The organism is Mesorhizobium sp. WSM4904 (assembly GCF_029674545.1).
Classification (GTDB): Bacteria; Pseudomonadota; Alphaproteobacteria; order Rhizobiales; family Rhizobiaceae; genus Mesorhizobium.
Genome location: NZ_CP121354.1, coordinates 3748841 through 3770947 on the forward strand (window position 1 = coordinate 3748841; position 22107 = coordinate 3770947).

Consider the following 22107-nt stretch of genomic DNA (forward strand, 5'->3'; position numbering starts at 1 on the left):
AACGGAGGCCACCATGCTTCAGAAAACCAGTCATTTCATGCGCCAGGCCAATCTCATCAACGGCGAATGGGTGAAAGCCGACAGCGGCCAGACCATCGACGTCAACAACCCGGCTACGGGCCTCAAGATCGGCACGGTGCCGAAGGCCGGCAAGGCCGAGACCCGCCGCGCCATCGAGGCCGCCGAGGAAGCCTTCAAGACCTGGCGCAAGACCACCGCGCTCGAACGTTCGAAGCTCTTGCGCAAGCTGCATGACGCGATGATGGACAATCAGGACGTTCTGGCCGAGCTGCTCACCATCGAGCAGGGTAAGTCGCTGTTCGAGTCCAAGGGCGAGATCGGCTCGGCTGCGGGCTATATCCTCTGGTTCGCCGAGGAAGGCCGGCGTGTCTATGGCGACATCGTGCCGTCGCCGTGGGGCGACCGCCGCATCCTGGTGACCAAGGAGCCGGTCGGCGTCATCGCCGCCATCACGCCCTGGAATTTCCCGTCCTCGATGCTTGCCCGCAAGATCGGCCCGGCGCTTGCCGCCGGCTGCACGACCGTGGTCAAGCCGGCTTCGCAGACGCCTTATTCGGGCCTCGCCTGGGGCGCGCTCGCCGAAGAGGTCGGTTTCCCCAAGGGCGTCGTCAACATCCTGACCGGCTCGGCCGGCGAGATCGGCGACGAGCTCTGCACCAATCCGCTGGTCAAGAAGATCACCTTCACCGGCTCGACCGAAGTCGGCAAGATCCTGATCCAGAAGTCGGCCTCGACGGTCAAGAAAGTGTCGATGGAACTCGGCGGCAATGCGCCGTTCCTGGTCTTCGACGACGCCGATGTCGATCGTGCGGTCGCCGGAGCCATCACCGCCAAATACCGCAATTCCGGCCAGACCTGCGTCTGCACCAACCGCTTCCTCGTGCAGGCCGGCATCTATGACAAGTTCGTCGAGAAGCTCGCCGCCGCCAGCAACAACCTGAAGGTCGGCTCCGGGCTGGAGGAAGGCGTGCAGCAGGGACCGCTGATCGACGAGAAGGCGGTCGAGAAGGTCGAGGAGCTGATCGCCGATGCGACGTCCAAGGGCGGCAAGATCGTCGCCGGCGGCAAGCGCCATGCGCTCGGCGGCTCGTTCTTCCAGCCGACGGTGATCGCCGAGGCCACGCCGAAGATGCGCTTCATGAAGGAGGAAATCTTCGGACCGGTCGCGCCGGTGTTCAAGTTCGAGACCGAGGAAGAGGCGATCGCTCTGGCCAACGACACAGAGTTCGGCCTCGCCTCCTATTTCTACACCGGCGATCTCGGCCGCGCCTTCCGGGTGATGGAAGGTCTGAAATACGGCATGGTCGGTGTCAATGAAGGGCTGATCACCACGCCCGAGGCGCCGTTCGGCGGCGTCAAGGAATCCGGTCTCGGCCGCGAAGGCGGGCATCAGGGCATCGAGGACTATCTCGACACCAAATATGCCTGCTTCGGCGGCCTCGGCCTCTGACAACCATCCATGGAACAGGGCGGGCGGATTGGCCTGCCCTTGCCGGACGAGACGCAGCCGGCCTAAATCCACGGATCATGAAGCGAGGTTTCGGGCACTGCGATGAAGGACGGCGAGGTCTTCGGCACGACGCAAGCGGGCGAGGCCGTTCGCCGCTTCACCATCAGGGGCGGCGGCCTCACCGCCAGTATCATCGGGCTCGGCGCGATCATCCAGGACCTGCGGCTCTCCGGCCACGATGCGCCGCTGGTGCTGGGCTACGACCGGTTCGAGCCCTATGAGACCGACCGCGCCTATTTCGGCGCCGTGGTCGGCCGCTTCGCCAACCGCATCCGCGACGGCCGCTTCACCATCGCCGGCAAACGCTACCAGACGGACCGCAATTTTCTCGCCAAGCATACGCTGCATGGCGGCTCGGAAGGCTATTTCCACCGGCCGTGGACGGTCTCGCTGCACGGCCGCGATTTCGTAACGCTGACGCTGCACGATCCCGACGGCACGATGGGCTTTCCCGGCGCGCTGGACGTCACCTGCACCTACCGGCTGAAGATCCCCGGCACGCTCAGCATGGAGCTGACCGCGACCTGCGAGGAGCCGACGCTCTGCAATCTGGCGCAGCACTCCTACTTCAATCTCGACGACGGCGGCGCCGGCGACATCCTCGACCACCGGCTGATGCTCAATGCCGGCGCCTATACGCCGGTCGACAGCGAGATGATCCCGACCGGCGCGGTGAAGCCGGTCGACGGCACGCCCTACGACTTCCGACAGGCGCGGCTGCTGCGCATGGAAACGGAAGGGGAGCAGCTTCCTTACGACCTGAATTACTGCCTCGCCTCCAGCCGTGGACCGCTCCATCAGGCGGCCTGGGTGCAGGGCGCCAGTTCCGGCGTCGAGATGGAGGTCTGGACCACCGAGCCTGGCCTGCAGCTCTATATCGGCCAGTATGTCGCGCCATCATCGCCTGGGCTGGATGGCCGCCTCTACAAGCCGTTTTCCGGTTTCTGCCTCGAAGCACAGACATGGCCGGATGCGCCGAACAGGCCCTATTTCCCGCAGGCCACATTGTGGCCTGGCCAGATCTACCACCAGGTGACGGAATACAGGTTCCGCCTGCCACAGCTCGTCTAAAGCGCGTCGCGATCTTTCAGATTCGCGCCATGCGCTTTAGGTTTCTGATTTCACGCATCCCACTTTCGGGAGACATGATTTAGCCTTCAAAGGCTGTTCTTAGAATCTCGAAGGGCGCCAGAGCGCCGCGCACCTGAACGACGGCTGCAGCCACGCGATGCGCGCGCCGAACCGCGTCGGCGGGCGCATGGCCGGCAAGGCGCGCGGCGAGATAGCCGCCGTTGAAGGAATCGCCGGCGCCGGTGGTGTCGACGGGCGTGGCGACATGCACGGCGTCGACTGTTTCCGAGACGCCGTGCACGGCAATCAATGCCGGCTGCTCGCCATTCTTGACGACGACTTCGCCAAGCCGCTTGCCAAGCCGCTCGGCGGTCGCCTGCGGTGTCCCATCGCCGAACAGCATTTGTTCGTCCGGGAATGTGGGCAGCGCAATATCGGCGACGGCGAGCGCTCCCAGGATCGCAGCCTGCGCGGTTTCACGGCTTGACCAGAGCCTGGGACGGTAGTTTGGGTCGAAGGCGACGAGCGAGCCCGCCGAGCGGGCGGCTGCGATGGTCGCAAGCAGGGTCTTGCGCGCCGCGTCGTCCAGAATTGCCAGGGTGATTCCGGAAAAATAGACAAGCGCTTGGTTTTCAAGGCTTTTGGCAAGTGCCGCCGGATCGGAGGCGAGCTGGCGCGCTGCTGCGTCGCTTCGCCAATAGGTGAAGGCGCGCTCGGCTCCGGTGAGCGTGATGGCGTAGAGCCCGGGCCTGGCGCCGGCAATGACCGGACTGTTGCCGATGCCGATGCCGTTTTGGGCGAAGAAGCCGATCTGATCGCGCGAGAAAGGGTCGTCGCCGAAGGCCGACACATAGGTCGCCGGCCGGTCCGGGCTCAGCGCATGCAGCGCCCACAGCGTGTTGAAGGTGTCGCCGGCAAAGCCCATGCGCCAATTTGGGCCGCTCTGGCCCGACAGTTCCAGCATGCACTCGCCGATCGACGCGATACCATTGGCTTCCATGCGGTTAGTCCTCCTAAAGCTCTGGTGCTGTAGCTTTTTGCGAGCGGCAGCGCCATGCTTGGCTCGGGCCGTTTTTTGCGCCAGAAGCGATTTCCCACAAGTGGGGTGGGATGCTGCACCCAGCCCGCGACGTTATCAGCCGAAGAGGAACCGGTTTGGCATCGATATGGCGTTACATTCTTGCGGGTCTCGGTCTGGCTGCCTTGCTCGTCGGCATCCTGGCGGTCGTCTATCTGACGGCGCCGCATTCGGTGCCAGGTCCCGACACGTCGCGTTCGAAGAGGACGGCGAGCGGCCTGTTCGTCGCCAGCTTCGAGCCGGAACGCGGCGTCATTCGACAAGGCGAGCTGCAGTCCTGGCTGCTGACGCTGAAAACCGCCGCCGGCGCCCCGGTGGAAGGTGCCGCGATCACCATTTCGGGCGGCATGCCGCAGCACAATCACGGCCTGCCGACCAGTCCGCAGGCGACCGACTATCTGGGCGAAGGACGCTACCGCATCGACGGCGTCAAATTCACCATGAGCGGCTGGTGGCAGCTGCGCTTCGCCATCTCGGCGGCGGCGGGTTCCGATTCCGTCGTCTTCAACATCGTGTTGTGAGTGGCCGATGAGGCGTCTTGCCCGCGTCGCAAGCCTGGCCGCTCTTGCCGCGCTCGCCTTGCTTGGCGGCTGCGGCAAGCCTGAGTTCAGCGATGCCGAGAAGAAGACCATCGCCTCGCTGGCGCTGAACACGCTGCCGGCACTGAAATCTGACACCACGAACCAGTATGCGAACGTGCCGGCCGCGGCTGCGCTCGGATCGACATTGTTCTTCGATGTCGGCATGAGCCGCGACGGCACGGTGTCCTGCTCGACCTGCCACAAGATCGACCGCCAGTTCCAGGACGACCTGCCGCAAGCGGTCGGGGTGGGCCGCACCAATCGGCGCACCATGCCGCTGGCCGGCGTGGCGCGCGATCCATGGTTTTTCTGGGACGGGCGGCGCGACAGCCTTTGGGCGCAGGCCCTGACGCCGCTCGAAAATCCGCTGGAGCAGGCCGGCAACCGCGCCGCTTTCGCGCATTATATCAAGAACCGGTTCGGCGAGCGCTACGAGCGCATCTTCGGGCCGCTGCCCGATCTCTCGACTGTGCCGGCCAATGCCAGCCCGCTCGGCACCGATGCGGAGAAGGCGGCGTGGAACGCCATGCCGGCCGGCCAGCAAGAGGACGTCAACCGCGTCTTCGCCAATATCGGCAAGGCGATCGCGGCCTTCGAGCGATCGATCGAGCCTGAGCAGACGCGCTTCGACCGCTTCGCCATCGATCTTGCGACCGGCGCCAAGCCGCAGGGTGATGCTTCCTTCTCGGCAGAAGAGATCCTCGGGCTGAAGCTGTTCGTCGGCAAGGCCAATTGCGTGACCTGCCACAACGGCCCGCGCTTTACCGACAATGCTTTCCACAACACTGGCGTGCCGCCGGTCAGGGATCTGCCGCCGGATCGCGGCCGGGTCGATGCTGTAGCCCAGGTCCAGGCCGATCCGTTCAACTGCTTCGGTAAGTTCCGTGACGGAGACGCCAGCGCCTGCCGAGAGTTGCGTTTCATGGTGAAGGACGGGCAGCAGCTGGTGCGCGCCTATAAGACGCCGTCGCTGCGAGGCGCGGCTGCCCGCGCGCCTTACATGCATGCCGGGCAGTTCTCTTCGCTCGAACAAGTCGTCGCGCACTATTCGAAGGCGCCGGCTGCCGTCGAGGGCGTTTCGGAGGTCCATCCGCTCGATCTTTCCGACCATGAGCGGGCGGCGCTGGTGGCATTTTTGAAAACGCTTGATTGATCCATTTAGCAGTCGATAGCGGTCGAAAGAATATTGCAAAAAAGGTATATTTTGTTCAATGGGCTGGGTGGTGGAATTCCTCCAACGTCAATGTGAGGCAGGAGCTTGAGGCTCAACCCAAAGATATTCTCGCCAGCTTCCTGCAGATATCGCGTCTGATCGAGGCGCATGGCTTGCAGAAAGTCCACGAGCCCTATGTGAAGCATCTGGAGGGCCGGCTCTGGGAAATGCGGATAAAAGGCCGCGATGGTATCGCACGCGCGGTCTACGTGACCGCAGCCGAGCGGCATGTCGTCGTCGTGCGGGTGTTCACCAAGAAGGCTCAGAAGACCCCGCGAAGCGAGATCGAGCTGGCTCTGAAGCGAGCAAAGGAGGTTCTATGAGCCGGAAAGCAATCCCTGTCGAGGAAGCTGCGAAAGACTGGCTCAAGGATCCGGAATTCGTCGCCGAATACGAGGCGCTGGAAGAGGAGTTCGCGCTCGCCGAGGCCTTGATAAAGGCTCGCGGTGAAGCCGATATGACACAGGAAGAGGTTGCCGCCGCCATGGGAACAACGCAGGCCGTGATTGCCCGCTTGGAGAGCGGCCGGAACATGCCTTCGACCAGAACCTTGCAGCGCTTTGCCAAAGCAACTGGATCGAAGTTGCGCATCAGCTTCGAGCCCGGCAAACCAAAGTCGCGCGCCGGTCACTGACTACCTATCCTTCACCGTCTCCATCGCCACGAAGGTCGAGGTCTGCGCAACGTGCGGCAGAGCCGAGATGCGCTCGCCGAGCACGCGGCGATAGGCGGCGATGTCGGTGGTGCGGACTTTCAGCAGATAATCGAAGCTCGATGCCATCATGTGGCATTGCTCGATTTCCGGCACGCCCTGCACCGCGCGGTTGAAAGCGTCGAGCGCGGCCGAGCGCGTATCGGAAAGCTTCACCTGCACGAAGGCGACATGGCCTTCGCCCATGCGCTCGCGGTCGATGATGGCGCGGTAGCCTCTTATATAGCCGTCCTTCTCCAGCCGCTTCACCCGCGCCTGCACCGGCGTCTTCGACAGACCGACCTTCAAAGCCAGTTCCGACATGGAAAGCCTGCCGTCGCGCCCGAGCGCGGACAGGATGTTGCGATCTATGCGGTCCAATTGGTCTTCGATCATCGATGCGGTGGTCTAAATGACAGGAAATATATCCACATGATAGTTCGATCGAACTATCCTGTCAATTTCTTTGGACCGATCGGAGTCTGCAGCTATGCTAGCTTGCGTCATTCGGTCCGGCGACCGCCAGACCGCTCGCTAACGCTTGCTTTCATGGACCCGACATGCCGCTTGACGCCATCCGCCAGCAGATCCGCGCCAACTACATGCCCGACGAAGACGAGGCGGTGAAGCGATTGTCTGCGGCGGCCGGGCTTTCGGCGGAAGAGCGCAAGGCGATCTCGGCCCGGGCGGCCGACCTGGTGCGCGCGGTGCGCGGCTCATCGGACCCTCGGTTGATGGAGGTTTTCCTCTCGGCCTACGGCCTGTCGACCAAGGAAGGCGTGGCGCTGATGTGTCTGGCCGAAGCGCTGCTGCGCGTGCCCGACGCCGAGACGATGGACGATCTCATCGCCGACAAGATCGCGCCGCATGACTGGTCGGCGCATTCGGGCAGCTCGAGCTCCATTTTCGTCAACGCCTCGACCTGGGCGCTGATGCTGACCGGCCGCGTGCTCGACGAAGGCGAGGGCGGCATCGAAGGCACGCTGCGCGCCATGGTGAGAAGGCTCGGCGAGCCGGTTATCCGCAAAGCCGTTGCGGCGGCGATGCGTGAGATGGGCGAGCAGTTCGTCCTCGGCCGCACCATCGCCGAGGCCGTCAGGCGCGGCCGACCGATGACACAGAAGGGCTATCTCTATTCCTTCGACATGCTGGGCGAGGCGGCACGCACCGAGGCCGATGCGCTGCGCTATCACAAGGCCTATGCCGACGCGATTTCCTCGCTCGACGCCGGCTCCAACGGACCCGACATCCGCTACAATCACGGCATTTCGGTCAAGCTCTCCGCGTTGCATCCGCGCTACGAGGTGGCGCAGAAGGAGAAGATGCTGCCGGTAATGGCCGAGCGGCTTCTGTCGCTGGCGCTTGCCGCGCGGCATTCGCGCATGGGCCTCAACATCGACGCGGAGGAGGCTGACCGGCTCGATCTGTCGCTCGACGTCATCGAACGTGTGCTGGCCGAGCCGGAGCTTGCCGGCTGGGACGGTTTCGGCGTCGTCGTTCAGGCCTATGGCCCGCGCGCGGCCTTCGTCATCGACTGGCTCTACGCGCTCGCCAAGAAATACAACCGCAACATCATGGTGCGGCTGGTGAAGGGCGCCTATTGGGACACCGAGATCAAGCGGGCGCAGACGCTCGGGCTCGCCGGCTATCCGGTCTTCACGCGCAAGACCAACACCGACGTCTCGTATCTGGCCTGCGCGCGAAAACTGCTGTCGATGACCGACCGCGTCTATCCGCAATTCGCCACGCACAATGCGCACACGGTCGCCGCCATCCTGTCGATGGCGAAGGATCGCGATTCCTTCGAGTTCCAGCGCCTGCACGGTATGGGCGAATCCCTGCACGAGACGGTGCGCAAATCCGAAAGTACCCGCTGCCGCATCTACGCGCCGGTCGGCGCGCATTCCGACCTGCTCGCCTATCTGGTGCGACGGCTCTTGGAAAATGGCGCCAACTCGTCCTTCGTGCATCAGTTGACCGACGAGGAGGTCGAGCCGGAGCAGATCGCCCGGGATCCACTCGAGGCCGTCGAGAAACAGGGTCCCGCCGCCAATCCCGCGATCGCGCGTCCCGCCGCAATCTTCGGCGCCGGCCGGCGCAATTCCAAAGGCTTCGACATCAGCGACTCGGTGACGCTCGCAGCCATCGACAGGGCGAGGGCTGAGTTCTCCGGTACGGACCGCTGGCATGCCAAACCTGTCACGCGCGCCGCCGGCTACGGCAAGCAGCGCCAGATCGTCAATCCGGCCAAGCCCGCCGAAATCGTCGGCACCGTGCATGAGGCGGCGGCCAAGCAGGTGGCGACCGCCGTGCGCATCGCCGTCGACGCGCAGCCGGCCTGGGCAAGACGCCCGGTTGCCGGGCGCGCCGCGATCCTCAACCGCGCCGCCGATCTCTACGAGGCCAACGCCGCCGAGTTCTTCGCGCTCGCAACGCGAGAGGCCGGCAAGTCGCTGGCCGACGGTGTCGCAGAGGTGCGAGAGGCGGTCGACTTCCTGCGCTATTACGCCGCCGAGGCGGCGAATGCCGAGGCGGGCACCGAAGCGCGCGGCGCGATCGTCTGCATCTCGCCCTGGAATTTCCCGCTGGCGATCTTCACCGGCCAGATCGCTGCGGCGCTGGTCACCGGCAATTCGGTGATCGCCAAGCCCGCCGAGCAGACGCCGCTGATCGCGTTCCGCGCTGTCGAGATGCTGCGCGAGGCCGGTGTGCCGGAGGACGTCATCCAGCTTCTGCCGGGCGACGGTCCGTCGGTCGGCGCGCCGCTCACCGCTGATCCGCGCATCGCCGGCGTGTGCTTCACCGGCTCGACCGAGGTGGCCAAGCTGATCGAGAAGCAACTGGCCGAGACGGCGGCGCCCGACGCCATGCTGATCGCCGAAACCGGCGGGCTAAACGCCATGATCGTCGACTCCACCGCGCTGCCCGAGCAGGCGGTGCGCGACATCCTTGCGTCCGCCTTCCAGAGTGCCGGCCAGCGCTGCTCGGCGCTGCGCGTGCTCTATGTCCAGAAGGATGTCGAGAAGAAGATGCTGGAGATGCTGAAGGGCGCGATGGAAGCGCTCAATGTCGGCGATCCCTGGGTGATCTCGACCGATGTCGGCCCGGTCATCGATGACGAGGCGCAGGCCTCGATCAGCGATTATTGCACGAAGAAGGGGCTGGAAGGCCGGCTGATCGCCAAGCTGGAGGCGCCGAAGAACGGCCGCTTCGTCGCGCCGCATGTCTTCCGCGTCAAGGGCATCGAAGAGATGGAGCGCGAGGTGTTCGGCCCGGTGCTGCATGTCGCGACCTTCGACGCCGACGACATCGACGCGGTGATTGCCGCCATCAACCGCAAGGGCTACGGCCTGACCTTCGGCCTGCATACCCGCATCGAGGGCCGCGTCCAACATTTCGTCGACGGCATCCATGCTGGCAACATCTATGTCAACCGCAACCAGATCGGTGCTGTCGTCGGCTCGCAGCCTTTCGGCGGCGAGGGTCTATCGGGCACCGGACCGAAAGCCGGCGGGCCGCATTACCTGCGCCGTTTCCGGAAGGGACCGGAAGCCGGCACGGAGGTTGGCGAAGGCCATAAGGTCACCGCCACCGAACTCGCCGACAATGTGCCGGATCCGACTTTTGGCGGCTGGTCGACACGGCCGGATCGCGTGGCGATCCTGCGAAAGCATCTGCGCGGCAAGGGTGCTGCGGCGATTGCGGCGGCTGCGAGCCTCGATTTCGGGCAGGTCGACCTGCCCGGCCCGACCGGCGAGGCCAACACGCTGTCGCTGGCGCCGCGCGGGCGGGTGCTCTGCCTCGGACCGGATGCCGACACGCTGCTTGCACAAACGATCCAGGCTTTAGCCGCCGGCAATGCCGTTCTGGCGGTGGCGCCCGGCGCGCCGGCAGCGCTGTCGGCGCTGACCGGCAAGGGGCTGCCGCTCGCGGCGATCGACGGCCGGCCCGATCCCGTCGAGGCGCGGTCGCTGCGCGTCGACGTCGTCGCTTTCTCCGGCATGCCGGAGGCGGCGCGCGTCGTGCGCAAGGTGATCGCCGAGCGCGCCGGGCCGATAGTGCCGCTGGTCAGCGAGGTGCTCAACCCGGCGGCCTACGCCCATGAGCGCGCCGTCTGCGTCGACACGACGGCGGCCGGCGGCAATGCCAGCCTGCTTGCGGCCGCATAGCGGCAGCGAAGATTATCAACGGCTCCCCGCGACAGCGGCGGTCAGGCGCCTTCGACGACCGAAAAACCCTCGAATTGAGGATGGCCGAGATAGTGCACCTTCGAGGTGCCGGCGTTGCGGTGGGCGGCGCGAAAATTCTCCGACTTCGTCCAGGCGACAAAGTCATCCTGGCTCGCCCAGACCGTGTGCGAGGCGAACAGCGTGTAGCCTTCGGTCTCGTTGACCGGACCGCGCAGCAGGTGGAATTCCCGAAAACCTTTCATGTCGGAGAGGCTGGAGTCGCGGTTCTTCCAGACGTCCTCGAAGACTTCTTCCGAGCCGTTCTGGACCTTGAAGCGGTTCATGGCGATGTACATTGGTATTCCTTTCGAAATGGATGAATCCTGACGGGTTAAGACGGCTTCAGCGGTGGGCCTAAAAGGGCCCGATCCGCGCTTTGAACAGCCAACTTGACCTTCCGGTCTCGGGTGGAATGGGAGGGAAGGGGGCCTGCTTGCGCACCAGCGTCAGGGCGAATTCATCGAGCTCGGCAGACCCTGAGCTTTCGGCGAGCTGCAAGTCGCTGATGCTGCCGTCGGCCCCGACGATGAAGACCACCCTGGCATTGTTGCGAGCCTTGGCCTGGACCGATTTCGAAACGCGACGGTTGGCGCGGGCAAGCTTCTTTTGAATTTCGCCACTGTAGCGGGATTCCAGGGCGTTGCCGGCGGCGGCCTTTACCTTGCCCCTGCTGGCGATGACCGGCGCATCGCGCGCATCGCCATCCGCTGTTTCCGCGCCGCGCGTTTCAACGGGTTGGCCTGACCCTGCCGATCCGGCTCGCGCTACGGCCGGGGCCGGCGGTTGCTCGGGCTCGGCGGGGCGCGCTTCGGCGCTTCGAGGTTCGATCGCGGCTGTCGGATCGCTGTCCTTGGGAACACTCTGATCGGCCTGGCGCGGCGCGGCGGTCGCCAGGATATCCGGCGTGGGGGTTGGCTCTTTGACGGCTTCTGGCTTGGGCTGAGACGTCACCGGTTCGCTTGCCGGTTGCGGCGCTTCGGCTGGCGGAGTCGGCTCTACGGCCCGCGGTTTCACCGGTTGCGGATCCGGCACCAAGGTTACATCCACCGCGCCGGACGCGGCGTCATTCAAGGCGCTGCCCTGGGCGTTGGCGCCTGACTGGTCGGTGCCCTCGGCCTGGATCGCGTCTTGAGAGTCGAATGTTCCGGCGGGCGCGATCAGAAACGCCGCCGCCACGGCGCCATGGAGCAGGCCGGAGGCGACGATGGCCACTGGCCATTTGCGCGGCCCGGCCGTTTGCCGCGGCTGCACAAGCTGCTCGGCCGGCGTGACCGCCAATTCGCTGCCTGCGTCGGAGAGGTGATCGATGTCCTGCATATCTGGCGCCGAGACCTGCCGCGCGCGATAGGGAGTTGTCAAATCAAGATCGGTTGCCGCCCATGGCAGCGTGCCGGGAGCGGGCCATGCCATGGTGTCCTGCGGGAGGGCCAGATGCAGTCCCATCTCTATACACCAAATGCGATGCCGGTCTTGGTCGAGGTTTTCAGACCGCGCATGCAAGCCGCTGGATCGACGCCGGTGCCGACGCATTCCGTCGCGCTGTTGATCAGCACGCGGCCGATCTTTCCGCAATCGGCGCCGGCGAGGTCGAAGCGGGTGACCTTCGTCTTGCCGGCCGGCAGATCCTTGAAGTCGAGCACGGTGAGGCGATCGACAACGCCGACCTCGTTGAACAGCGCGATCTCGAAAGCCGCCTTCGAGAGGTCGGCGCCGAGCGCGTTGTTGACGACGAAGGCCAGCCGGCAGCCCTTGTCGGAGGGCTGCGCGGCGTTGAGCTCCAGGTTCAATGTCGGAACTGGGGCCTGAACCGAGGCCGGTGCCGGCGTGGACTGGGCCCACGCCGGCGCCGGGCCGAGCGACACCGCCAGCGCCGAGGTCAAGAGACGAAGCGATGTCGTTGAGCGTGGCATGTCCGGTCAGCCTCCGAAGCGCATGGTTGCCGCCAGCTTCAGGGTGACGCCGGGTTCGTAGAGAACCGCGGTCGTGCTTCCGTTGAGCGGGTTGGTGTATTTGACGTCGAACAGATTGTCGGCACGGAAGTCGACCTTGAGATTGTCGGTCGCCTGGTAGCTCGCGAAGGCATTGACCAGCGTATAGTCCTTGGCCACCGGATTGCCCCTGGGCTTGCCGTTGTACTGCACTTCGCCGCCGACGATGAGCTTGTCTTCGAGGAAACGGAGACCGAGCTGCGCCGTCACCTGCGAAGAAGGGATGCTGGCGAGGTCGGCCCGCTCGCCTTCATAAGAGATGGTGTGGCCGTTGATGATCGAGGCCGAGAGGCCGGCAAAGCCCCAGCCGGCGTCGTAGACGCTTTCCAGCTCGAAGCCGTTGATCTTGGCCTTGGCAAAATTCTGGTACTGGAAGCAGATCGGGATGCCCGGGCCGAACGGGCAGCCGCTGGTCGGATCGAAGGCCGAGAGCGTGACGCCGTCGATATAGTCCTCGACATTGCTGTTGAAGTAGGCGGCCTTGAGCCGCAGCGCATCGCCGGCCTCGAGAATATCGTTCTGCTTGTAGTTGACACCGAACTCGACGGTCTTGCCCGTTTCCGGCTTGAGATTGGGGTTGGGCAGGAACGGGAAGGTGACGCCGGCGGGGTGATTGCCACTGATCAGCGTCTCCGTCAGTGAGGGTGACCGGTAGCCTTCCGCGTAGGTGCCATAGAACTGCAGGCCCGCGAGGGCAGCGCTTTCGAAAGGCGAGACGCCGACGGTGATGCGCGGCGACAGCCTGTCACCCGATGTCTCGTGGTCGGAGTCCTTCAGGCTGTAATTGTCGTAGCGCAGGCCGGCGATGATCTCGAGCCATTCCCAGGTCAGCTTGTCCTGGATGTAGGCGCCGGAGACGTTGCGCTTGCCCGACGGCGTGTAGAAGCTGTCGCCACCGGCCGTGCCGCCGGTCTCGACGTCATCGCCGACCCAGTCGCCGCCATAGGTCAGCTCATGCGCGATGCCGGCGGTCTCGAAGCGCGACGTATTCCAGATGTCGATGCCGGTCGTCCCGACATCGAAGGTCGACAGCGAGCCGGCGGGCAGCACCACGGGCAGACCCGTGCTGGGGTCGAACCGGTTCTGCGGAACGAGCGTCGTCAGATCGAGGTTGGTCTTGTTGTAGGAGGCGTTGATGTGGAGATCGAGCCAGCTCTTGGCATCGTCGGTGATGTTGTAGCGGGCGGTGAAGGTGTTCGACTTGAGGTCGACATCGTTGGCGGGAACGCCGCTGCTGGTCTCCGTCCAGCCGTCGCTCGAGCCGACCCAGCCGAGTTTCAGCTCACTGTTTTCGCTCGGACGAATGGTGGTCTTGAGCAGACCGCTCAGCACATCGAAGCCGGTGCCGGCCACGGTGTCGCCGCCGCCATTCTTGTAGTCGCCGTAGTCGCGATAGACGATGTTGCCCAGAACATCCCAGTTCTCGTTGAAGCGGTAGGCGCCGCTGGCGCTGGTGGTCCAGCCCTTGCCGTTGCTTTCATAGCGGCCGGTAACGGAGGCGGCCCAGCTTTCCTCCGGCTTGAGGAAATCCTCGGCATCCTTGGTGTCGAAGAAGACGACGCCGCCGATGGCGCCGGAGCCATAGGTGTTGGCGACCGGGCCGCGGATCACGTCGACCGATTTGATGAGCTCGGGATCGACATAGAAGGTCGACTGCGTGCCGTGGTCGGAGCGCTGGAAGTCCTGCCTGGCGCCGTCGACGATCACCGCGACGCGGCCGAAATCCTGCAGGCCGCGGATGTTGATGCTGGAGCTGACGCGCCGCGCGTCGGCCTGGACGGCGACTCCCGGAACGCCGAGCAGCATTTCGTTCGGCGTCGTCGCCATGCGGCGGTCGAGCTGTTCCCTATCGACATGGCTGGCCGATGCCAGCGACTGGATCGCCGTTTCGCCAGTGCGGCTGATGACCAGAATCTTGTCGAGCAGGGTCGAATCGCCTGCAGGCTTCTCGTCAGTCTTCTTTGCTTGATCCGTCTGCTGGTCAGCCGCCGGCTGCGTGGCCTGTTGCGCTTTGGCCGCCGGCATGCCGAGCGCGATTGCCGCAGCGCCGGCAAGCAGCGCCGCCATTCCCTTCGCCATCGACCGATCTGTCGGCCGTCCCCAATTCACCAACCCCATGTCCCAGCTCCAAATTTTCAGGCTCGATGCTGGCTGGCGCGGGGCTCGCTCGCATTTTTGATCACATCCGGCGTCTTAAATGTTGACTCATTTAGTCCAGTAATGCACGACTAGTAAACATGATTATTCGAGTCAAGAATTGAATCGGCATTTTACGAGGCGCCTGCCAGGTGGCCGGCACAGGAAAGGACCGAACGAGATGAACACGTACAATCCCAACGACTTCCGCTATCGCGTCCGCCGTTCAGACGACACGCCAACGCGATTCGAGCGCGTGCCGATGGCGGTGCGCACGCTCTCCAGCAACACACTGTTCCAGGGCGAGCACGAGATCGGCATCGAGCATCACGGCGCGCTCTACCGCCTCAAGATCACCCGCCAGGGCAAGCTGATCCTCAACAAGTAAGCGCGGCCAGCGGGCGGCCGCCAAACAGAGCAGACAGGAAGTGGGCAGGTGGACGACATGGACCAGCGCGTGAAGCCGTCGCCGGACGAGATCCGGCGGGCGCGGGAAGACAATCCGAAGCTGCGAGAGCGTGATCTTGCGGCCCAACTCGGCATTTCGGAAGCCGAGCTGGTCTCGGCGCATTGCGGCCAAGGCGCCGTGCGCGTCGAGCCGCGCGTCAACGATCTGCTGACCGGCCTCGAAGCGGTCGGCGAGGTGATGGCGCTGACCCGCAACGAGAGCGCCGTGCACGAGAAGATCGGCGTCTATGACAAGATCGTCACCGGCAACCACAATGCCATGGTGCTTGGCGAGAACATCGACCTGCGCATCTTCCCGAAGATGTGGGTACACGGTTTTGCCGTCGAAAAGCGCGACGGCGGCGAGATCCGCCGCAGCCTGCAGTTCTTCGATGCGGCCGGCGAGGCGGTGCACAAGGTGCATCTGCGGCCAGCGTCGAACCTCTACGCCTACCAGAAGCTGGTGGCGGACCTCGAAGCGTCGAACCAAGAACCAAGCGTCACAATCACCCCAAGAGCGCCGGAAGGCGAAGTGGAAGGCTCGGTTGCGACGATCGACGACCTGCGCGACCGCTGGAGCCGGATGACCGACGTGCATCAGTTCTTCGGCATGCTGAAGACGCTGAAGCTCAGCCGCCGCGAGGCGGTGCGCATGGTCGGCCAGGACTATGCCTGGCTGCTCGACAACGATGCCGTCGGCGCCATGTTCCACCACGCCGCCGAAGACGAGATGCCGATCATGTGCTTCGTCGGAAACCGCGGCTGCATCCAGATCCATTCCGGACCGATCAAGTCGGTCAAGCCGATGGGGCCGTGGATCAACGTGCTGGACGAGACCTTCCACCTGCATCTCAGGACCGATCACATCCAAGAAGTCTGGGCGGTGCGCAAGCCAACCAAGGACGGCCATGTCACCTCGCTCGAAGCCTATGACGCCAAGGGCGGCATGATCATCCAGTTCTTCGGCAAGCGCCACGAAGGCGAGGGCGAGCGGGAAGACTGGCGCTTCCTCGCCGAGAACCTGCGCCGCATTCCCAGCCCGACCGCTGCATGAGGCAAGGCCCGATGTGTGTTGTCTTCCGTTTCCGCTCGGCGCTTGCGCTGATGTTTGGCGTGCTGCTTGCTTTCACCGCTCTGCCTGCCGGAGCCGGTGAAAACACGGCCGTCTTCTCGGATACGTCGCGGATCGCTTCGATCGGCGGCTCGATCACCGAGATCGTCTACGCGCTTGGCGAGGAAGGCCATCTCGTCGCCCGCGATTCAACCAGCTCTTTCCCGCAGGCCGCGCTCAAGCTGCCCAATGTCGGCTACATGCGTGCGCTGTCGCCGGAGGGCGTGCTCTCGGTCAATCCAAGCGGAATCCTGGCGCTGCATGGCAGCGGCCCGAAGGAAGCGGTCGATGTGCTGAAAAAGTCGAGCGTGCCCTTCATCGAGGTGCCCGAGCGCTACAGCCGTGAAGGCATCCTCGAAAAGATCCGCATCATCGGCAAGGCGCTGGGCGTCGACGCCAAGGCCGAGAAACTGGCGACCGAGATGGATGCGAAGCTGAAGTCGGCAGAGAAGCAGACGGCTTCGATCAAGGAGCGCAAGCGCATCCTGTTCGTGCTGTCGACGCAGGGTGGCAAGATCCTGGCCGCCGGCAGCGACACCGCCGGCGACGGCATCATCAAGCTCGCCGGCGCGGTCAACGCGGTCGACGGCTTCTCCGGCTACAAGCAGATGTCGGACGAGGCGATCGTCACCGCCAGGCCGGATGTGATCCTGACGATGAAGAACGCCGGGCCGCCAATCTCGGAGGACGAGCTGTTTGCCAATCCGTCGATCGCCTCGACGCCCGCAGGCGCCGCCCGCAAGGTGATCGGTATGGACGGCGGCTATCTGCTGGGTTTCGGGCCGCGCACGGCCGAAGCCATCCACGATCTCGCCGTCTCGCTCTACGGCAGCCAGGTCACGGACTGAGCGGCCATGGCCGAACAGTCGATTGCCGGTCCGGCAGGTGGGGCGATGGCATCCGCCGGCGACCGATCGGCACGGGCAAGGGTCGTCATCCTGCTTTTGTCGCTTGCGCTTGCGCTGTCCGTGTTCCTCTCGCTGATCTCGGGCGCTTCGGACGCGTCCGCCGTCCGAGTCATTCGTGACTGGCTCACGGGAGCCGTGCCAGTCGATGCGGCGCTCGCCGCCCGCGATCAGTTGATCGTCTTCGACATTCGCATGCCGCGCGTCCTGCTTGGCGTGCTGGTCGGCGCCGCTCTCGCCGTTTCCGGCGCGGTAATGCAGGGCCTGTTCCGCAATCCGCTTGCCGATCCCGGCCTGATCGGCGTCTCTGCCGGATCGAGCCTTGGCGCGGTAGCGATCATCGTGCTCGGCAGGACCTGGCTCGCACCTGTCACGCTCGCTCTCGGCTCGCTCGCCTTGCCGCTGGCGGCTTTCTTCGGTGGCTTGGCGGTGACATTGTTGCTTTACGCCATCGCGACGCGTCAGGGCCGGACATCGGTTGCCACGATGCTGCTCGCGGGCCTCGCCATCGCCGCCCTTGCCATGGCGCTCACCGGCATCCTGATCTTCATGGCCGACGACCGGCAGTTGCGCGACCTGACCTTCTGGCAACTCGGCTCGCTTGCCGGCGCGACATGGCCGAAGATCGGCACCGTCGGCCCGGTAATCGTACTGGCACTGTCCGCGATGCCGCTCCTGTCGCGGGGCCTCAACGCGCTGGCGCTCGGCGAGGCAACCGCCGGCCATCTCGGCATCCCGGTGCAGCGGCTGAAATACACGGCCATCGTCGGGGTTTCGGCGGCGGTCGGCGCGTCGGTTGCCGTCAGCGGCGGCATCGGCTTCATCGGCATCGTCGTGCCGCATCTCTTGCGTCTGGCGATCGGTCCCGACAACCGCTACCTTTTGCCGGCCTCGGCCTTGCTCGGCGCCTCGCTGCTGCTGCTCGCCGACGCGGTCGCCCGCACGATCGTCGCTCCGGCCGAGCTGCCGATCGGCATCGTCACGGCAGTGACCGGTGCGCCGTTCTTCCTGTGGATACTGCTGCGCAGGCGCGGCATCGTCGATTTGTGAGCTGTCCATGATCGATGCACGCGACATCTCGGTGGCGATCGGCAACAAGCGCATCGTATCCCATGTCGATTTCACGGCGCCGCCGGGCGAGGTGACGACAATCGTCGGACCGAACGGCTCGGGCAAGACGACGCTCCTCAAGGCACTGACGGGCGAGATCGCCTATACCGGCACGGTCACGCTCAACGGCCGCGATCTATCGACCATGAAACCGGTCGAGGCGGCGACGCAGCGCGCCGTGCTGCCGCAGTCGACCAGTCTGTCCTTTCCGTTCACTGTGCGTGAGATCGTTCGCCTCGGCATGATCGGAGGCCGTTCGGGCGTGCTTCCCGGCGAGGATGCGCGCCTGCCTGAGCGAGCGCTGGCGCGTGTCGATCTCGACGGTTTTGCCGGGCGCTTCTACCAGGAACTTTCCGGAGGCGAGCAGCAGCGTGTGCAGCTTGCGCGCGTGCTGTGCCAGGTCTGGACGCCGGTGCTGGAGGGCAGGCCGCGCTATCTCTTTCTCGACGAGCCGGTTTCCAGCCTCGACGTCAAGCACCAGCTCATCATCATGGACATCGCGCGCGATTTCGCCCGGCGAGGCGGCGGCGTGGTGGCGATCCTGCACGACCTCAACCTGACGGCAATGTATGCCGACCGCATCTCAGTGCTGCATCGCGGCCAAGTGGCGGCTGCCGGTTCGCCGAAAGACGTGCTCAACGACGAATTGATCGAAAAGGTCTTCGACTGCCGCCTCAAGGTCGGCGTGCTGCCTTCGGCAAGCGTGCCGTTCGTGCTGCCGCAATCGGCGGCTTAGGCGTAGCTGCGTCGCTGCGCTCCTCGCTCCGCCTGTGAATGACCAAGTCATGGACGGCGGCGCGCCCGGGAAGCCGTGGGCGGCGGCGCCCTCGAAAACCGAGCCCAGGGTTCGATTACGCCGCCGGAGCGCGCTGCTCCAACAGGTCGATGCCAAGCAGGTGGCGCACGTTCGGGCGAGCCGCGACGAGGTCGGCGATCGTGTAGCGGGAGAGCACGGCGAAGAAGGCGTTGAGCGCCTCGCGCAGCGCCGAATTCAACGCGCAGCTGTCAACCAGCGGGCATTCGGCGGCGTCGTTCTCGAAGCATTCGGCCATGGCGAAGCTCTCTTCCGTGACGCGCACCACATCGAACAGGCTGATCTGCTCGGCCGGGCGGCCGAGCCTCACGCCGCCGTTCCTGCCGCGCACGGTCTCGACCAAGCCTGCTTCGACCAGCGGCTGCAGGATCTTGAACAGGAACAGCTCCGAAACCGAGTAGGCGGCGGCGATCTCGGGGATACGGCTCAGCCTGTCGGTGTTCGCAGCGCAGTACATCAGTATGCGCATCGCATAGTTGGTCTGGCGCGTGAGCCGCATGGTATCCTCGCGAAAATATTAGCTTGAGCCGAATATGGCCCATAGTTTGGAACAATTCCAGACTGGACCGCCACATAGCTGAATAATCGTGTCAACTTTTTGTGCATGCCGGTGCGCATGGCCGGCCCGATATGCCTCATACGCTTTGAGCGGGCGTTTCGCCGGCGCAGGCACTAGATAAGTCCGGGTGCAAAATAGGAAACGGCCTTTCCATGTCACGATCAGCTCCGGCCCTCGCGCCGGTTCGATTCGACGCCGATGCGCAGGCAAAGCTCTCGGCATTGCGGCGGACCAAGATCATCGCCGCGACCGCGCTCGCTTTGTGTGTCCTCGTCTTCTCACTCGCCAAGTCTTTCCAGGGCAATCATCCCTGGCTCGGCTTCGTCGCCGCCTTTGCCGAGGCGGCGATCATAGGCGGGCTCGCTGATTGGTATGCGGTCGTCGCGCTGTTCAGGCGGCCGCTCGGCCTGCCGATCCCGCATACCGCCATCATCCCGGAAAACCAGCACCGCATAGCCGACAATCTCGGCCGTTTCATCGAGGCCAATTTCCTCGCGCCGGAGCCGGTGCGGGAAAAGCTCTCCGAGGTCGACTTTGCAGCTCTCGTCGCCGACTGGCTGGCCGATGCCGAACGCGCCGCCGACTTGTCGCGGTTCGTCGCCCGGCTGGTGCCGCAGACACTTGCCGCGGTGGAACAGTCCGGGCTGCGCGACTTCGTCACCAGCCGCATGCTGGAGCAGATCGAGAAGGTGCCGCTGGCGCCGCTTGCCGCCGACCTGTTGTCGGCGCTCACCGACGACCGTCGTCATCAGAAGCTGTTCGACGAGTTCACCAGGGTTGTCGGGCGTTTCCTGAACGACGAGAAGGCCCTGGCGACGATGCGCGAGAAGATCCGCGAGGAACTGCCGTCGCTGTTCAACCTGTTTCGTGCCGACGCCTATCTCCTGAAGAAGATCGTCGCTTCGGCCGGGTCGCTGCTGGAGGAGGTGCGGGCCGATCCCGATCATCCGATGCGCGGCGAATTCGACCGTTTCGCGCTCGGGTTCATCGAGCAGCTACGGACGTCGAAGCAATATGCAAGACGCGCCGAGAAGCTGAAGCGCGATTTCCTTGGCCGTCCGGAAGTCAGGGCGCTGGCCGGCGACACGTGGGCAAGCATGCGCCTGTTCATCGAGCAGGACGCCAAGGCGCCCAATTCGATGATCCGCGAGCATCTTGCCAACATGTTCGTCGAGGTCGGCCGGCATCTGGCCGACGATGCGCAGATCAGGGCCGACATGAACCAGGGCTTCGTCGTCGCGCTCGCCTCCTTCGTCGAAAGCCAGAAGAGGGGCGTATCGAAATTCATCGCCGACCAGGTCAAGCGCTGGGACCTGGCCCAGTTGACGCGCCTGATCGAGATGAACATCGGCAGGGACCTGCAATATATCCGCTTCAACGGCATGGTGATCGGCGGCCTGGCCGGTTTGGTGCTCTATACGGCCGAGCGGCTGTTTCTCCTCAATTGACGCGGGCCGGGCGCGCACTATTCTCCCTAGCGGGCGCCGCAAAAGGCGGCAGATCGGGAGGCGACGATATGGCAAGACGACCGGAATCCGACTCTTTCCTCGACATCTTCAGCAGGTTCGGCCGCGACCTGAAGCTGCCCAAGGTCGACGTTCAGGCGATCCTCGATCATCACCGCAAGAATCTCGAGGCTCTGGAGAAGTCGGCCAGGGCAAGTGCCGCCGGCGCGTCGTCCGTTCTGTCGAGGCAGCACGAAATGGTGCAGGAAGCGCTCAGCGAAATCACCCGGATGGCACAGAGCTACCAGGCCCCGGGCAATCCGCAGCAATTGATGACAAAGCAGGTGGATTTCGCCAGGAAATCCTTCGAGACAACGCTGAAGAATGCCGGCGAGGTCGCCGACCTGGTCCGGAAGTCCGGCACCGAATCGATCGAAATCCTGCGCGACAGGATCAAGGACGCGATGGCGGAAATCCGGGCAGGCTACGACGGCAAGTGAGCCATCCGGTTTCCAGTATTTCCGAATCGGGTTCGTGCGTTGAACAACCGGAGCGCGGGGCTGCGCGTTTCCTGCCAGCCGTAAAACCGTCAACTCCAGGAGCGAAATCGCGTCTAGGCGTGAAATCGCCGCGCCGCGAATTGACAGGAGCCGCCGGTTCATGGTCGGGAGACTGGCAGAAGCCACCAGGAAAGCAGGAATGACGGAAAATCGGCCGAGAACGCCGCCGACCTTCGAACAGTTGCGGACAATGGCCGGCCAGGAGATCGGCGTGTCGGACTGGACGACGGTCGACCAGCAGCGCATCGACCAGTTCGCCGAATGCACGGGCGACCATCAGTGGATCCATGTCGATCCGGAGCGTGCGAAACGACAGAGCCCGTTCCGCACCACGATCGGGCATGGCTATCTGACGCTGTCGATCATCGGAGCATTGGCGCTCGAGATGGGCATCGTGCCGGAAAACACCCAGGCCGCCTTCAACTATGGCTTCGACAAGGTGCGTTTCCTGGCGCCGGTGAAGTCCGGCGCGCGCATCAGGCTGCGCACGACGCTGCTTTCCATGGAGGACCGCGGTCCCGGCCAGTATCTGATGAAGGCCGCGAACACCGTCGAGATCGAAGGCGAGCAGAAGCCGGCGCTGACCGCCGAGACGCTGGTGATGATGTATGAGCGCCGCAAACGGGCAGGCGCATAAC

Annotated in this window: 22 protein-coding genes; 15 read left to right on the plus strand and 7 right to left on the minus strand. The window is 64.5% G+C overall.

Features of this window, described 5'->3' with window-relative positions; all coding sequences use genetic code 11:
* Window positions 1-13: 13 nt before the first annotated feature.
* Together QAZ47_RS17840 and QAZ47_RS17845 are read left to right on the plus strand one after the other, a co-directional pair.
* Window positions 14-1471 carry an NAD-dependent succinate-semialdehyde dehydrogenase gene (locus tag QAZ47_RS17840; protein WP_278230232.1) on the plus strand — a complete coding sequence of 486 codons (1458 nt, stop codon included), beginning with the start codon at window positions 14-16 and terminating at the stop codon, window positions 1469-1471.
* 102 nt (window positions 1472-1573) lie between these two features.
* Window positions 1574-2602, plus strand: coding sequence for an aldose epimerase family protein (locus QAZ47_RS17845; protein WP_278230233.1), 1029 nt, complete (start codon window positions 1574-1576; stop codon window positions 2600-2602).
* A gap of 79 nt (window positions 2603-2681) precedes the next feature.
* Here QAZ47_RS17845 and QAZ47_RS17850 read toward each other — a convergent pair whose 3' ends face one another.
* Window positions 2682-3602 (minus strand): sugar kinase, encoded by a 921-nt coding sequence (locus tag QAZ47_RS17850; protein WP_278230234.1) that lies wholly within the window; start codon window positions 3600-3602, stop codon window positions 2682-2684.
* A gap of 155 nt (window positions 3603-3757) precedes the next feature.
* Between QAZ47_RS17850 and QAZ47_RS17855 the strand changes: the two genes are divergently transcribed.
* Genes QAZ47_RS17855 through QAZ47_RS17870 form a run of 4 tightly spaced genes read left to right on the plus strand, consistent with a single transcriptional unit; the run spans window position 3758 to window position 6108 of the window.
* Window positions 3758-4201, plus strand: coding sequence for a FixH family protein (locus QAZ47_RS17855; protein ID WP_278230235.1), 444 nt, complete (start codon window positions 3758-3760; stop codon window positions 4199-4201).
* Window positions 4202-4208: 7 nt separating this feature from the next.
* Window positions 4209-5414 (plus strand): cytochrome c peroxidase, encoded by a 1206-nt coding sequence (locus QAZ47_RS17860; RefSeq protein WP_278230236.1) that lies wholly within the window; start codon window positions 4209-4211, stop codon window positions 5412-5414.
* Complete coding sequence (locus QAZ47_RS17865; protein ID WP_278230237.1) at window positions 5411-5797, plus strand: type II toxin-antitoxin system RelE/ParE family toxin; 387 nt, start codon at window positions 5411-5413, stop codon at window positions 5795-5797. The genes QAZ47_RS17860 and QAZ47_RS17865 overlap by 4 nt, the downstream gene beginning before the upstream one ends.
* Window positions 5794-6108: a helix-turn-helix transcriptional regulator gene (locus QAZ47_RS17870; RefSeq protein ID WP_278230238.1), complete on the plus strand. Its 315-nt coding sequence runs from the start codon at window positions 5794-5796 to the stop codon at window positions 6106-6108. Before QAZ47_RS17865 ends, QAZ47_RS17870 begins: the two co-directional genes overlap by 4 nt.
* Here QAZ47_RS17870 and QAZ47_RS17875 read toward each other — a convergent pair whose 3' ends face one another.
* Window positions 6109-6561, minus strand: coding sequence for an Lrp/AsnC ligand binding domain-containing protein (locus tag QAZ47_RS17875; protein ID WP_278202054.1), 453 nt, complete (start codon window positions 6559-6561; stop codon window positions 6109-6111).
* A 164-nt stretch (window positions 6562-6725) separates the two neighbouring features.
* Between QAZ47_RS17875 and putA the strand changes: the two genes are divergently transcribed.
* Window positions 6726-10334, plus strand: coding sequence for a bifunctional proline dehydrogenase/L-glutamate gamma-semialdehyde dehydrogenase PutA (gene putA / locus QAZ47_RS17880; protein ID WP_278230239.1), 3609 nt, complete (start codon window positions 6726-6728; stop codon window positions 10332-10334).
* A gap of 41 nt (window positions 10335-10375) precedes the next feature.
* On the opposite strand, the gene QAZ47_RS17885 is transcribed toward putA, so the two are convergent.
* From QAZ47_RS17885 to QAZ47_RS17900, 4 genes are read right to left on the minus strand one after another with little or no spacing between them, the layout of a single operon-like run.
* Window positions 10376-10690 (minus strand): antibiotic biosynthesis monooxygenase, encoded by a 315-nt coding sequence (locus QAZ47_RS17885; protein WP_278230240.1) that lies wholly within the window; start codon window positions 10688-10690, stop codon window positions 10376-10378.
* Between the two features lie 58 nt (window positions 10691-10748).
* The gene (locus tag QAZ47_RS17890; protein ID WP_278230241.1) at window positions 10749-11837 is read right to left on the minus strand and encodes a TonB family protein; all 1089 of its coding nucleotides are present in this window, start codon (window positions 11835-11837) and stop codon (window positions 10749-10751) included.
* A gap of 2 nt (window positions 11838-11839) precedes the next feature.
* The gene (locus tag QAZ47_RS17895; RefSeq protein WP_278230242.1) at window positions 11840-12304 is read right to left on the minus strand and encodes a hypothetical protein; all 465 of its coding nucleotides are present in this window, start codon (window positions 12302-12304) and stop codon (window positions 11840-11842) included.
* A gap of 6 nt (window positions 12305-12310) precedes the next feature.
* Entirely contained in the window at window positions 12311-14500 is a 2190-nt protein-coding gene (locus tag QAZ47_RS17900; RefSeq protein ID WP_278230243.1) for a TonB-dependent hemoglobin/transferrin/lactoferrin family receptor, read from the minus strand.
* A gap of 199 nt (window positions 14501-14699) precedes the next feature.
* Here QAZ47_RS17900 and hemP point away from each other — a divergent pair, with 199 nt between their 5' ends.
* The 5 genes from hemP to QAZ47_RS17925 are packed head-to-tail and all read left to right on the plus strand — an operon-like array spanning window position 14700 to window position 18827.
* Complete coding sequence (gene hemP / locus QAZ47_RS17905) at window positions 14700-14906, plus strand: hemin uptake protein HemP (protein ID WP_278230244.1); 207 nt, start codon at window positions 14700-14702, stop codon at window positions 14904-14906.
* A gap of 57 nt (window positions 14907-14963) precedes the next feature.
* A complete protein-coding gene (locus QAZ47_RS17910; protein ID WP_278233819.1) occupies window positions 14964-16019 on the plus strand; it encodes a hemin-degrading factor in 1056 nt (351 codons plus the stop codon).
* A gap of 11 nt (window positions 16020-16030) precedes the next feature.
* Window positions 16031-16924, plus strand: a complete 894-nt coding sequence (locus QAZ47_RS17915; protein WP_278230245.1) for a hemin ABC transporter substrate-binding protein — start codon at window positions 16031-16033, stop codon at window positions 16922-16924.
* A 6-nt stretch (window positions 16925-16930) separates the two neighbouring features.
* Window positions 16931-18031 carry an iron ABC transporter permease gene (locus QAZ47_RS17920; RefSeq protein WP_278230246.1) on the plus strand — a complete coding sequence of 367 codons (1101 nt, stop codon included), beginning with the start codon at window positions 16931-16933 and terminating at the stop codon, window positions 18029-18031.
* Between the two features lie 7 nt (window positions 18032-18038).
* On the plus strand, window positions 18039-18827 hold the full coding sequence (locus tag QAZ47_RS17925; RefSeq protein WP_278230247.1) for a heme ABC transporter ATP-binding protein: 789 nt from the start codon (window positions 18039-18041) through the stop codon (window positions 18825-18827).
* A gap of 115 nt (window positions 18828-18942) precedes the next feature.
* Here QAZ47_RS17925 and rirA read toward each other — a convergent pair whose 3' ends face one another.
* Window positions 18943-19404 (minus strand): iron-responsive transcriptional regulator RirA, encoded by a 462-nt coding sequence (gene rirA / locus QAZ47_RS17930; RefSeq protein ID WP_278072988.1) that lies wholly within the window; start codon window positions 19402-19404, stop codon window positions 18943-18945.
* Between the two features lie 212 nt (window positions 19405-19616).
* Between rirA and QAZ47_RS17935 the strand changes: the two genes are divergently transcribed.
* The 3 genes from QAZ47_RS17935 (at window position 19617) to QAZ47_RS17945 (ending at window position 22106) form a co-directional block, all read left to right on the plus strand.
* Window positions 19617-20912, plus strand: a complete 1296-nt coding sequence (locus QAZ47_RS17935; protein ID WP_278230248.1) for a DUF445 domain-containing protein — start codon at window positions 19617-19619, stop codon at window positions 20910-20912.
* 68 nt (window positions 20913-20980) lie between these two features.
* Entirely contained in the window at window positions 20981-21409 is a 429-nt protein-coding gene (phaP, locus tag QAZ47_RS17940) for a TIGR01841 family phasin (RefSeq protein WP_278202065.1), read from the plus strand.
* A 199-nt stretch (window positions 21410-21608) separates the two neighbouring features.
* Window positions 21609-22106, plus strand: a complete 498-nt coding sequence (locus QAZ47_RS17945) for a MaoC family dehydratase (protein ID WP_278230249.1) — start codon at window positions 21609-21611, stop codon at window positions 22104-22106.
* Window position 22107: the final 1 nt, after the last annotated feature.

Excerpts from the sequence above, each read along its gene's own strand:
- QAZ47_RS17840 (WP_278230232.1), top strand. The coding sequence starts at position 14 with ATGCTTCAGAAAACCAGTCATTTCATGCGCCAGGCCAATCTCATCAAC.
- QAZ47_RS17845 (WP_278230233.1), top strand. The coding sequence starts at position 1,574 with ATGAAGGACGGCGAGGTCTTCGGCACGACGCAAGCGGGCGAGGCCGTT.
- QAZ47_RS17850 (WP_278230234.1), bottom strand. The coding sequence starts at position 3,602 with ATGGAAGCCAATGGTATCGCGTCGATCGGCGAGTGCATGCTGGAACTG.
- QAZ47_RS17860 (WP_278230236.1), top strand. The coding sequence starts at position 4,209 with ATGAGGCGTCTTGCCCGCGTCGCAAGCCTGGCCGCTCTTGCCGCGCTC.
- QAZ47_RS17870 (WP_278230238.1), top strand. The coding sequence starts at position 5,794 with ATGAGCCGGAAAGCAATCCCTGTCGAGGAAGCTGCGAAAGACTGGCTC.
- QAZ47_RS17875 (WP_278202054.1), bottom strand. The coding sequence starts at position 6,561 with ATGATCGAAGACCAATTGGACCGCATAGATCGCAACATCCTGTCCGCG.
- putA (WP_278230239.1), top strand. The coding sequence starts at position 6,726 with ATGCCGCTTGACGCCATCCGCCAGCAGATCCGCGCCAACTACATGCCC.
- QAZ47_RS17885 (WP_278230240.1), bottom strand. The coding sequence starts at position 10,690 with ATGTACATCGCCATGAACCGCTTCAAGGTCCAGAACGGCTCGGAAGAA.
- QAZ47_RS17890 (WP_278230241.1), bottom strand. The coding sequence starts at position 11,837 with ATGGGACTGCATCTGGCCCTCCCGCAGGACACCATGGCATGGCCCGCT.
- QAZ47_RS17895 (WP_278230242.1), bottom strand. The coding sequence starts at position 12,304 with ATGCCACGCTCAACGACATCGCTTCGTCTCTTGACCTCGGCGCTGGCG.
- QAZ47_RS17900 (WP_278230243.1), bottom strand. The coding sequence starts at position 14,500 with ATGGGGTTGGTGAATTGGGGACGGCCGACAGATCGGTCGATGGCGAAG.
- hemP (WP_278230244.1), top strand. The coding sequence starts at position 14,700 with ATGAACACGTACAATCCCAACGACTTCCGCTATCGCGTCCGCCGTTCA.
- QAZ47_RS17910 (WP_278233819.1), top strand. The coding sequence starts at position 14,964 with ATGGACCAGCGCGTGAAGCCGTCGCCGGACGAGATCCGGCGGGCGCGG.
- QAZ47_RS17915 (WP_278230245.1), top strand. The coding sequence starts at position 16,031 with ATGTGTGTTGTCTTCCGTTTCCGCTCGGCGCTTGCGCTGATGTTTGGC.
- QAZ47_RS17920 (WP_278230246.1), top strand. The coding sequence starts at position 16,931 with ATGGCCGAACAGTCGATTGCCGGTCCGGCAGGTGGGGCGATGGCATCC.
- QAZ47_RS17925 (WP_278230247.1), top strand. The coding sequence starts at position 18,039 with ATGATCGATGCACGCGACATCTCGGTGGCGATCGGCAACAAGCGCATC.
- rirA (WP_278072988.1), bottom strand. The coding sequence starts at position 19,404 with ATGCGGCTCACGCGCCAGACCAACTATGCGATGCGCATACTGATGTAC.
- QAZ47_RS17935 (WP_278230248.1), top strand. The coding sequence starts at position 19,617 with ATGTCACGATCAGCTCCGGCCCTCGCGCCGGTTCGATTCGACGCCGAT.
- phaP (WP_278202065.1), top strand. The coding sequence starts at position 20,981 with ATGGCAAGACGACCGGAATCCGACTCTTTCCTCGACATCTTCAGCAGG.
- QAZ47_RS17945 (WP_278230249.1), top strand. The coding sequence starts at position 21,609 with ATGACGGAAAATCGGCCGAGAACGCCGCCGACCTTCGAACAGTTGCGG.